The 11,275-nt window shown below is 59.2% G+C and carries 10 protein-coding genes; 1 reads left to right on the top strand and 9 read right to left on the bottom strand.

Features of this window, described 5'->3' with window-relative positions; translation table 11 throughout:
- Positions 1-47 precede the first annotated feature (47 nt).
- The 3 genes from htpG to QZH45_RS22240 form a co-directional block, all read right to left on the bottom strand.
- Positions 48-1,952 (bottom strand): molecular chaperone HtpG, encoded by a 1,905-nt coding sequence (htpG, locus tag QZH45_RS22230; protein WP_024780608.1) that lies wholly within the window; start codon positions 1,950-1,952, stop codon positions 48-50.
- 86 nt (positions 1,953-2,038) lie between these two features.
- A complete protein-coding gene (locus QZH45_RS22235; protein ID WP_024780609.1) occupies positions 2,039-2,500 on the bottom strand; it encodes a PaaI family thioesterase in 462 nt (153 codons plus the stop codon).
- Positions 2,497-2,973, bottom strand: a complete 477-nt coding sequence (locus tag QZH45_RS22240; protein ID WP_055135690.1) for a PaaI family thioesterase — start codon at positions 2,971-2,973, stop codon at positions 2,497-2,499. Before QZH45_RS22240 ends, QZH45_RS22235 begins: the two co-directional genes overlap by 4 nt.
- Before the next feature lie 158 nt (positions 2,974-3,131).
- Here QZH45_RS22240 and QZH45_RS22245 point away from each other — a divergent pair, with 158 nt between their 5' ends.
- On the top strand, positions 3,132-3,383 hold the full coding sequence (locus tag QZH45_RS22245; protein ID WP_024780611.1) for a hypothetical protein: 252 nt from the start codon (positions 3,132-3,134) through the stop codon (positions 3,381-3,383).
- A gap of 73 nt (positions 3,384-3,456) precedes the next feature.
- Here QZH45_RS22245 and QZH45_RS22250 read toward each other — a convergent pair whose 3' ends face one another.
- The 6 genes from QZH45_RS22250 to odhB form a co-directional block, all read right to left on the bottom strand.
- Positions 3,457-4,194: a DUF599 domain-containing protein gene (locus QZH45_RS22250; RefSeq protein WP_024780612.1), complete on the bottom strand. Its 738-nt coding sequence runs from the start codon at positions 4,192-4,194 to the stop codon at positions 3,457-3,459.
- A 260-nt stretch (positions 4,195-4,454) separates the two neighbouring features.
- A complete protein-coding gene (gene brnQ, locus QZH45_RS22255) occupies positions 4,455-5,768 on the bottom strand; it encodes a branched-chain amino acid transport system II carrier protein (protein WP_055135691.1) in 1,314 nt (437 codons plus the stop codon).
- A gap of 447 nt (positions 5,769-6,215) precedes the next feature.
- A complete protein-coding gene (gene sucD, locus QZH45_RS22260; RefSeq protein WP_003179236.1) occupies positions 6,216-7,100 on the bottom strand; it encodes a succinate--CoA ligase subunit alpha in 885 nt (294 codons plus the stop codon).
- Positions 7,100-8,266: an ADP-forming succinate--CoA ligase subunit beta gene (gene sucC / locus QZH45_RS22265; protein WP_003179235.1), complete on the bottom strand. Its 1,167-nt coding sequence runs from the start codon at positions 8,264-8,266 to the stop codon at positions 7,100-7,102. The genes sucD and sucC overlap by 1 nt, the downstream gene beginning before the upstream one ends.
- Before the next feature lie 196 nt (positions 8,267-8,462).
- A complete protein-coding gene (lpdA, locus tag QZH45_RS22270; protein WP_024780614.1) occupies positions 8,463-9,899 on the bottom strand; it encodes a dihydrolipoyl dehydrogenase in 1,437 nt (478 codons plus the stop codon).
- A gap of 110 nt (positions 9,900-10,009) precedes the next feature.
- On the bottom strand, positions 10,010-11,233 hold the full coding sequence (gene odhB, locus QZH45_RS22275; protein ID WP_024780615.1) for a 2-oxoglutarate dehydrogenase complex dihydrolipoyllysine-residue succinyltransferase: 1,224 nt from the start codon (positions 11,231-11,233) through the stop codon (positions 10,010-10,012).
- Between the last annotated feature and the right edge of the window lie 42 nt (positions 11,234-11,275).

Below are 11,275 nucleotides of genomic sequence, written 5' to 3' on the forward strand. Positions count from 1 at the left end.
GATACCAGAAACGAAAACCCCGCCGAAGCGGGGTTTTCCTTACCTCATCAAGCTGACAGTTCAACCAGCAGCTTGTTCAGGCGACGCACATAGGCCGCCGGGTCCTTCAGGCTGTCGCCCGCCGCCAGGGCCGCTTGATCGAACAGGATGTGCGACAGGTCGCCAAAGCGCTCTTCGCTCTGCTCGTTGTCGAGTTTCTCCACCAGCGGGTGAGCCGGGTTGAACTCGAAAATCGGCTTGGAATCCGGGACTTTCTGGCCACTGGCTTCCAGGATCTGGCGCATTTGCAGGCCGAGGTCCTGTTCACCGATGGCCAGGATCGCCGGGGAATCGGTAAGGCGGTGCGAGACACGCACTTCGCTGACGGCATCGCCCAGGGCTGTCTTGATCCGCTCCACCAGGCCTTCCTTGCTCTTGGCGACTTCTTCGGCGGCTTTCTTGTCTTCTTCCGAATCCAGGTTGCCGAGGTCCAGGTCGCCACGGGCCACATCGACGAAGCTCTTGCCGTCGAACTCGTTGAGGTAGCTCATCAGCCACTCATCGATACGGTCGGTCAGCAACAGCACTTCAATGCCCTTCTTGCGGAAGACTTCCAGGTGCGGGCTGTTCTTGACCTGTGCATAGGTTTCACCGGTCAGGTAGTAGATCTTGTCCTGACCTTCCTTGGCGCGGGCCAGGTAATCGGCCAGACCGACGATCTGCTCGCCATCGTCACCCTGGGTCGACGCAAAGCGCAGCAGGCCGGCGATCTTTTCTTTATTGGCGAAATCCTCGGCCGGACCTTCTTTCATCACCTGGCCGAAGTTCTTCCAGAAGCTCTTGTACTGCTCGGGCTCGTTCTTCGCCAGTTTTTCCAGCATGTCCAGGACACGCTTGGTCAGCGCCGACTTCATGGAGTCGATGATCGGATCTTTCTGCAGGATTTCCCGCGAAACGTTCAGAGACAGATCGTTGGAATCCACCACACCCTTGATGAAGCGCAAGTACAGCGGCAGGAACGATTCGGCCTGGTCCATCACGAAGACGCGTTGCACGTACAGCTTCAGGCCACGTGGCGCTTCGCGTTGATACAGGTCGAACGGGGCGCGGGCCGGCACGTACAGCAGCGAGTTGTATTCCAGCTTGCCTTCGACCTTGTTATGGCTCCAGCTCAGCGGGTTCTCGTAATCGTGGGCAATGTGCTTGTAGAACTCCTGGTATTCCTCGTCCTTCACCTCGGTCCGTGGGCGAGTCCACAGGGCGCTGGCGCGGTTGACGGTTTCCCATTCCACTTCAGGCTTTTCTTCGCCTTCAGCGGCGGTGACTTCCTTCGGCAGCTCGATCGGCAGCGCGATATGGTCGGAATACTTCTTGATGATGTTGCGCAGGCGCCAGCCATCGGCAAACTCGTCCTCGCCGGACTTGAGGTGCAGCACGATGCGGGTGCCGCGATCAGCCTTGTCAATGGTGGCGACTTCAAACTCGCCCTCGCCCTTGGACGACCAGTGCACGCCTTCGCTCGCTGCGAGGCCGGCACGGCGACTGAACACTTCGACCTGCTCGGCAACGATGAACGCCGAATAGAAGCCGACGCCGAACTGCCCGATCAGGTGGGAATCTTTCTTCTGGTCGCCCGACAGGTTTTTCATGAAATCGGCAGTGCCGGACTTGGCGATGGTGCCCAGGTGCGTGATCACCTCTTCGCGGCTCATGCCGATGCCATTGTCTTCGAGGGTGACGGTCTTGGCGTCCTTGTCGAAGCTCACACGGATTTTCAGCTCAGCGCCCCCCTCCAGCAGCTCTGGCTTGGAAAGGGCTTCGAAACGCAATTTGTCGACAGCATCGGAGGCGTTTGAAATCAACTCGCGAAGGAAAATTTCCTTATTCGAATACAGCGAGTGAATCATCAGGTGCAGCAGCTGTTTCACCTCGGTCTGGAAGCCCAGGGTTTCCTTTTGAGTTTCCACGCTCATGGTCATCAAACTCCAAGTGGATGGTGGTGTCCGCCTCGCTGAGATGGCGGCGGGATGTCCTCAAGGTGGGGGCAACGATGGGGATTTCAAGGGTGGTCAGGTTTGGCAGACTCCTGGATCTTGAAATGCGCCCGCGCGGTTGCGATCGGCTCGGCCTCCGCGTCCTGCCAGGCGGTGATGGCAACGTTGGCCACCCGTCGGCCCTGGCGCCAAACCTGGCACTTGGCATAGGTGTCGCGAAATTGCCCGGCGCGCAGGTAATCCAGGGAGAAATCGATGATCTTCGGCACACCCGGCGCGCGGGTGGCGATCAGCAGATGAACGGCTGCCGCCAGCTCCATGAAGCCGGCAATGACGCCGCCATGGATCGCCGGCAGTAAAGGGTTACCAATGTTGTCCTTGTTGGCCGGCAGGCGGAAGATCAGGTCATCGCCCTGGCGCGCGCATTCGGCGCCGATGAGCTGGGCATAAGGGATCGAGGCCAGCAGCAGCGCATAATCACCCTGCTCACAGGCCTGACGCAGTTGTTCTCCGGTGATATCGGTCATGGCGTGTCCATGGCAGCCGTCCGGCCACCCTTCGTTATACCCCTGGCGTGTTGGCCCAGGCGCATGAAAGTCCCCACCACATGGGCGATGGGTTGAGAGGGGTCGTCCTGATAGGCGAAACCTCGGGTGAAAATCACGTCCGGCGTCACCCGGTAGCATTGCGCGAAACCATAGACATCCTTGTTCGGCTCGGCGGCGTGCATGTAGTCGATGCGCAGGTCCAGGGTCGGACAGACCTCGAACTCCGGTAAAACGCAGAGGGTCGACATACCGCAGGCCGTGTCCATCAATGACGTCAACGCCCCGCCATGCAGGACGCCGGTAAGCGGGTTGCCCACGATCCGTGGGCTGAAAGGCAGCACCAGGGTCAGTCCTTCCTGGCTGGCGCTGTGCAACTTCAAGCCCAACACCTGGCAATGTCTCAGCGCGGACAAAAAACGCGTCGCACGCTCAAAAACGGGATCTTCAGCCATTGATTCAATGCTCTTGTCAGTAACGGGGACCTGATAACAGGCGCGCCTCATAAAGTTCCATTTCACCGCAACGTTATATATCTGTCGCAAAAGAGGAACTTAACCCCAGGCGAATTGCTCAAACGGCCAGTAGTTATTTCCATAAGGAGAAACACCCCATGCGTAAGACTTTAGCTATTGCCTTGATGTTGGCCGCCTCCCTTGGTCTCGCTGCCTGCGATAAGAAATCCGAGGACAAAGCTCAAGATGCCAACCAACATGCTGAGCAAGCTCAGCAGGACATGAACAAAGCACAGGATAAAGTGAACGACGCGGCGAAAGAAAACGCCGAAGCCGCCAAAGATCAGGCTGAAGCGAACAAAGCCGCGACGCAGGAACAAGCGCCTGCCGAAGCACCTAAAACCAACTGATACGGTTTTAGCGGCAAAAGAAAACCCGCCTGGCGCGGGTTTTCTTTTGCCTATGATTTAGCCGGCCATGTTGTCATGTCGCGTCCTTGACGACTTCGGCTGCCGGCACTTCCGTCGGCGTATAGACCATGACATCCAGCACATCGGAATGAAACTCGCGCTGATAGAGCACAAACACCACGCCAGCACTCATCAACATGAATAACCAGGGGCTGACGAACCACGCCAACATGGTCATGCCGAAATAATAAGAGCGCAGGCCGAAGTTGAACTGGTTGGCGGCCATCGAGATCACCCGCGCGGCCCGCAGTGCAAAGGCCTTGCGCTCCTGCTCCGAGACATGGCGTTCGCCGATCATCGGCGCCGACCCCACCAGGACCGCCGCGAAGTTGTATTGACGCATGCACCAGCTGAACGTGAAGAACGCGTACACGAACACCAACGCCAGGCACAGCAGTTTGACCTCGGCCATGCCCTGTGAAGCCTGCTGTACCAGTGGCAGGTCCGCCAGTAACGACACCGCACGGTCGGATGCGCCGAGTACCGTCAGGATGCCAGCCAGGATGATCAACGTACTGGAGGCAAAAAATGACGCATTACGCTCCAGGTTACCGATCACACTGGCATCGGCAATACGGTTCTCACGCAGCAGCATGCGGCGCATCCAGTCTTCACGATACAAGTGCATCACACTGGCCAGGCAGGCCGTATCGCGGGCCTTCCACGTGGCATAACGGGTATAGCCGCCCCAGCAGATGATGAACCACACAGCGGCCAGGAGATGGATCAGGTTGGCTTGGATGAATGACATGCAATTCCTTGTATAAAAAGAACATGGAGCAGTTGCTGCGCCTCCTGTGGGAGCGAGCCTGCTCGCGATTGCGGTTGATCAGCTATCCATTCATTGGCTGACTTACCGCTATCGCGAGCAGGCTCGCTCCCACAGGAGAACTTCATTTGTGCAGGACACTGCTTCGACGTTAACCCAAGGAAAAAGACACCGCTGCATAAAAAAATGCCCCGTATCGATTGATACGGGGCATTTCGGTCAAGCGGGAACAGTGTGGCGGTTTAAGCCAGTGCTTCGCTGCGCTTGCCCAGCAGGCGATCACACACCACGGCCACGACCAGGGTCATGACCGATGGCACCAGCCAGGCCAGTCCCTGCTCGCTCAGCGGCAGATGAGCCAGTTGCGCCGGCATCCAGTCAGCCAGCCCTGCGCCCTTGAGCGCATCGACCAGGCCAAACAGGAACGACACCAGCATCACCGGGCCGACGATGCGTCCCTGTTCGAGCCAGAAGTCCTTGCAGAAGCTCAGGGCTACCAGGGCGATGCATGGCGGATAGATTGCGGTCAGGACCGGGATCGAGAAAGCGATCAGCTTGGTCAGGCCGAGGTTGGACACCAGCAACGAAAACGCCGCCAGAATCACCACCAGCGTCTTGTAGGACAGCGGCAGGACACGGCTGAAGTATTCGGCACAAGCGCAGGTCAGGCCCACCGCGGTCACCAGGCAGGCCAGGGAGATCAATACGGCAAGGAAACCACTGCCCAGACTGCCGAAGGTGTGTTGCACGTAGGCATGCAGCACCGCAGCGCCGTTGGTTGCGCCCAATGCCACTTCGTGGCTGCCCGAGCCCAGGCGGAACAGGCTGATATAGACCAGCGCGAGGCCGACCCCGGCAATCAACCCGGCAATGATTGCATAGCGGGTGATCAGGGCCGGTGACTCGACGCCCCGGGAGCGGATCGCGTTGACGATGACGATGCCGAACACCAGGGCACCGAGGGTATCCATGGTCAGGTAGCCATTGATGAAACCCTGGGAGAACGGCGCCGCGACATACTCCGGTGTGGCTACGCCGATACCGCCGGCGGGCAAGGCAAACGCAGCGATCCCCAGCACGGCCAGGGCGATGATCTTCAGCGGCGCGAGGAAACGACCAACGGTATCCAGCAGCCGACCCGGGTAGAGCGAGATGAAGAACACCAGCACGAAATACACGGCGCTGTAGAGGAACAGCGCCAGCGGGCTTTCGCCGGTCAGTGGCGCCAGGCCCACTTCGAACGAGACGGTGGCGGTACGCGGCGTGGCGAACAGCGGACCGACGGCCAGGTAGCAGACCGCCGCCAGCAGACCGCCGGCAAGCTTGCCGATGGGACTGCTCAATGCATCCATCGCCCCGCCGACCTTCGCCAGGGCAACCACGGTGATCACCGGCAGCCCTACCGCAGTGATCAGGAAACCCAACGCCGCCATCCAGACATGGGGTCCGGACTGCAAACCAACGATAGGCGGGAAGATGATGTTGCCGGCCCCGACGAACAGGGCAAATGTCATGAAACCAAGCGCCAGGATGTCCTGGCCTTTCAACACTTTCATTAAGGAAACCACACTGCTGAATCGGAATTTAGAGAGGGATTTCCCCATGGGTAGAGGGAAATGCTGCCGATCCGTATGGGATCGACCCGTTTAGCGCGTCGCGTCCTTGTGGGCTGCGGTCGCAAAAATGGCTGCTAGCCTAACCAATTCGGATCACAAACGCACTGTTACGGGGCGAACTATCCGATACACGACATTTTCGTGTCGCGTTTACGTATCTATTTTTCCCACATAACCTCCCTGGTGGACAGCGGATGACTTGTGGCGAGGGGATTTATCTGTGGGAGCAAGGCTTGCCCGCGACGAAGACGGCTCGGTGCCTGCGAAAACGAGGCGCCTGCTTCGCGGGCAAGCCTTGCTCCCACACTTGCTTCCACACAAGTGCCAGAAACGACAAAGGCCACCCGAAGGTGGCCTTTGTGCTGGAGCGAATCAGTCAGCCGAAGCTTACTTCTTCATTTCCCAGCCAGTCAGCTCGGCCAGGGCCTTGCCGATGTCTGCCAGCGAACGCACGGTTTTCACGCCTGCGTCTTGCAGTGCAGCGAATTTCTCGTCTGCAGTGCCTTTGCCGCCAGAGATGATTGCGCCAGCATGGCCCATGCGCTTGCCCGGAGGAGCAGTCACACCTGCGATGTAGGAAACAACCGGCTTGGTCACGTTTGCCTTGATGTAGGCAGCCGCTTCTTCTTCAGCCGAACCGCCGATCTCACCGATCATGACGATCGCTTCGGTCTTCGGGTCTTCCTGGAACAGCTTCAGGATGTCGATGAAGTTCGAGCCTGGGATCGGGTCACCGCCGATGCCGACGCAAGTCGACTGACCGAAACCGGCGTCAGTGGTCTGCTTCACAGCTTCGTAGGTCAGGGTGCCGGAACGGGAAACGATACCGACCTTGCCTGGCAAGTGAATGTGACCTGGCATGATGCCGATCTTGCATTCGCCTGGAGTGATCACGCCTGGGCAGTTAGGCCCGATCAGGGTGATGCCCAGCTCGTCGCACTTGACCTTGGCTTCCAGCATGTCGATGGTCGGGATGCCTTCGGTGATGCACACGATCAGCTTGATGCCGCCGAACGCCGCTTCAAGGATGGAATCCTTGCAGAAAGGAGCCGGAACGTAGATCACGCTGGCGGTGGCGCCAGTGGCTGCAACAGCGTCCTTGACGGTGTTGAAGACAGGCAGGCCCAGGTGCTCGGTGCCGCCCTTGCCAGGCGTTACGCCGCCAACCATCTTGGTGCCGTATTCGATGGCTTGCTGGGTGTGGAAACTACCTTGCGAACCGGTAATACCCTGGCAGATAACCTTGGTGTCTTTGTTGATCAGGACGCTCATTATTTGCCCTCCGCAGCTTTAACGACTTGTTGAGCAGCGTCGGTCAGGCTGGTAGCAGCGATGATGTTCAAACCGCTTTCTGCCAGTACTTTAGCGCCCAGCTCAGCGTTGTTGCCTTCGAGGCGAACAACAACCGGGATTTTCACGCCAACTTCTTTCACGGCGCCGATGATGCCTTCGGCAATCATGTCGCAACGAACGATACCGCCGAAGATGTTGACCAGTACTGCTGCGACGTTGGTGTCGGACAGGATGATCTTGAACGCTTCGGTTACGCGTTCCTTGGTAGCACCACCGCCCACGTCGAGGAAGTTGGCTGGCTTGCCGCCGTGCAGGTTGACGATGTCCATGGTACCCATGGCCAGGCCGGCACCGTTGACCATGCAGCCGATGTTACCTTCCAGGGCTACGTAGTTCAGTTCGAACTTGGCAGCGTGCGCTTCGCGCGGATCGTCTTGCGACGGATCGTGGAAAGTCTTCAGCTTGGGCTGACGGTACATGGCGTTGGCGTCGATGTTGATCTTGGCATCGAGGCAGTGCAGGTCGCCGTCGGCCTTGATCACCAGCGGGTTCACTTCCAGCAGTGCCAGGTCGTGGTCCTGGAACAGCTTGGCCAGACCTACGAAGATCTTGGCGAATTGAGTGACCTGCTTGCCTTCCAGACCCAACTGGAATGCCAGTTCGCGACCCTGGAATGGCTGTGCGCCAACCAGTGGATCGATGGTGGCCTTGAGGATTTTCTCAGGGGTATCGTGAGCGATTTTCTCGATGTCCACGCCACCTTCGGTGGAAGCCATGAACACGATGCGACGGCTCGAACGGTCAACAACAGCGCCCAGGTACAGCTCTTTAGCGATATCAGTGCACGATTCAACCAGGATCTTGGTGACTGGCTGACCATTGGCATCAGTCTGGTAAGTCACCAGACGCTTGCCCAGCCACTGCTGTGCGAAGGCTTTGGCGTCTTCTTTGCTGCGAACCAGCTTGACGCCGCCCGCTTTACCGCGACCACCGGCGTGAACCTGGGCTTTGACAACCCATTCGCTGCCGCCGATTTTGTCGCAAGCTTCTGCTGCCGCTTCCGGAGTGTCTACCGCGTAGCCTGTGGATACTGGCAGGCCGTACTCAGCGAACAGCTGCTTACCCTGATACTCGTGAAGATTCATGCTTATTACCGTCTTCGTTAGGTACTGCGCATTCGGTGCTGCACCGTTTCAGTGCCGCACCACCTGTGACTGCTGCTTGCGTAGCCTTCCGGTCGCCCGGTTCAGCTACGCAAGACTGCGTCCAGCGGACATTCCGCGGTGAGTCTTGCTCGCAAGGCTCACGACGGGCCGAACCGCCGTGGTTTCTTATTATTTATTAACGCTTCTTGCGGTTGGCCACGTGGATGGCGCCGCCATTTACGGCCAGGGCCGCTTCGTGCAAGGCTTCGGACAGGGTCGGATGGGAGAAGACCATCATGCCCAGATCTTCAGCGCTGGTGCCGAATTCCATGCCGATCGCGCCTTGCTGTACCAGCTCGGCAGCGCTTGGGCCGATAACGTGAACGCCCAATACGCGATCCGTCTTGGCATCGGCGATGACTTTCACGAAACCGCCGGTATCGTTGGCTGCCATGGCACGGCCACTGGCGGCGAACGGGAAGGTGCCGACGTTAACTTCAACGCCCTCGGCTTTCAAGGCCTGCTCGGTCTTGCCGACCCATGCGATTTCCGGGTGGGTGTAGATAACCGACGGGATCAGGTCGTAGTTCATCTGGGCCTTGTGGCCCTTGATGCGCTCGACGACCATGATGCCTTCCTCGGACGCCTTGTGCGCCAGCATCATGCCGCGGACCACGTCACCGATGGCGTAGACGCCCGGTACGGTAGTGGCGCAGAAATCGTCAACCTGGAGGAAACCGCGCTCGTCGATTTCCACGCCGCTGTCGGCAGCCAGCAGGTCGGTGGTCACCGGACGACGGCCAACCGCAACGATCAGCTTGTCAAAGGTGATGGTCTGTTCGCCATTGGCGTCGGTGTAGGTCACCACGACTTCTTCGCCGTTGACTTTCGAACCGGTCACGCGTGCACCCAGCTTGATGTCCAGGCCTTGCTTGGTCAGGGTCTTCAGCGCTTCCTTGGAGACTGCGGTGTCGGCAGCCATCAGGAAGGTATCGAGGGCTTCCAGTACGGTCACTTGCGCGCCCAGGCGCGACCATACCGAACCCAGCTCGAGGCCGATCACGCCGGCACCGATGACGCCCAGGCGCTTAGGCACGGACTGGAATTCCAGGGCGCCGGTGGAGTCGACGATCACGTTCTGGTCGACCGGAGCCGGCGGGATGTCGATCGGACGCGAACCAGGAGCCAGGATGACGTTTTCGGCTTCGATCACTTCAACCGAGCCGTCCGGCTTGGTCACTTCGACTTTCTTGCCCAGCAGCAACTTGCCGTGGCCCTGGATCGAGGTCACGCCGTTGGCCTTGAACAGGGTGGCAACACCGCTGGTCAGGTTCTTCACGATGTTGGCCTTGCGACCGACCATCGCGGGTACATCCATGCTCACGCCGGAGTGGCTGATACCGTGGATCTTGAAGCCGTCTTGCGCTTCGTGGAACTTCCAGGAGCTGTCCAGCAGCGCCTTGGATGGAATGCAACCGACGTTCAGGCAGGTACCGCCCAGGGCCAGTTTGCCCTCTTTGTCGGTGTACTTCTCGATGCAGGCAGTAGTGAGGCCCAGTTGCGCAGCCTTGATGGCCGCTACATAGCCACCAGGGCCCGCACCAATCACTACTACGTCGAATTTCTGAGTCATGAGTCATTCCTTCTCGAATCAAACCGGACGGTCACTTGTGGAGACCGCCGTGGGACGAAACCGGTTGTTTCAGCAAGGGGCCGGTCAACGGACCGGCCCTCGCGGCGATATCAGATATCCAGCAGCAGACGAGCCGGATCTTCCAGCAGGTTCTTGATGGTCACCAGGAACGTCACGGCTTCTTTACCGTCGATCAGGCGGTGATCGTAGGACAGGGCCAGGTACATCATCGGACGAATCACAACCTGACCGTTGATCGCCATCGGACGCTGCAGGATGTTGTGCATGCCCAGGATCGCCGCTTGTGGCGGGTTGACGATCGGCGTCGACATCATCGAACCGAATGTACCACCGTTGGTGATGGTGAACGTACCGCCGGTCATCTCTTCGATGGACAGCTTGCCGTCACGGGCCTTCTTGCCGAAGGTGGCGATGCCGCCTTCGATTTCGGCCAGGCTCATCAGTTCGGCGTTACGCAGGACCGGAACCACCAGGCCACGATCGCTGGAAACCGCAACACCAATGTCGGCGTAGCCATGGTAGACGATATCGGAACCGTCGATCGATGCGTTGACAGCCGGGAAGCGTTTCAGCGCTTCGGTGGCAGCCTTGACGAAGAACGACATGAAGCCCAGGCGTACGCCGTTGTGGGACTTCTCGAACAGGTCCTTGTACTTCGAACGCAGAGCCATGACTTCGGTCATGTCGACTTCGTTGAAGGTGGTCAGCATCGCCATGTTCGACTGGGCTTCGACCAGACGCTCGGCAACCTTGGCACGCAGGCGAGTCATCGGAACGCGTTTTTCAACGCGATCACCGGCAGCGAACACCGGAGCCGAAGCGGCCGGTGCGGCTGGCTTGGCAGGTGCGGCAGCTGGAGCGGCTTTCTTGGCGGCCACGGCGGCAACCACGTCTTCCTTGGTCACACGACCACCTTTGCCGGTGCCGGCAACGGAAGCGATGTTGATACCGTTCTCTTCGGCGATCTTGCGCGCAGCAGGTGCGGCGACTGGATCGTCTTCGCCATCGGCAACCGGAGCGGCAGCCTGGGCAGCGGCAGGTGCAGCAGCAGCGGCCGGAGCAGCAGCGGCAGCACCACCTTCAACGATCGAGCCCAGCACTTCGTCGGACAGAACAGTGTCGCCTTCGTTCTTGACGATCGCGCCCAGCACGCCGTCGGCGGTCGCCAGGACTTCCAGCACGACCTTGTCGGTCTCGATGTCGACGATCAGTTCGTCACGCTTGACAGCCTCGCCCGGTTTTTTGTGCCAGGTGGCAACGGTGCCATCGGCAACCGATTCCGGGAAAGTGGGGGCTTTGATCTCGATAGCCATTATCTGTGGTTCCTTAAATTCGGTTTCAGGTGCGCGAAGGCA

This window comes from Pseudomonas corrugata, from assembly GCF_050920615.1.
GTDB lineage: Bacteria > Pseudomonadota > Gammaproteobacteria > Pseudomonadales > Pseudomonadaceae > Aquipseudomonas > Aquipseudomonas corrugata.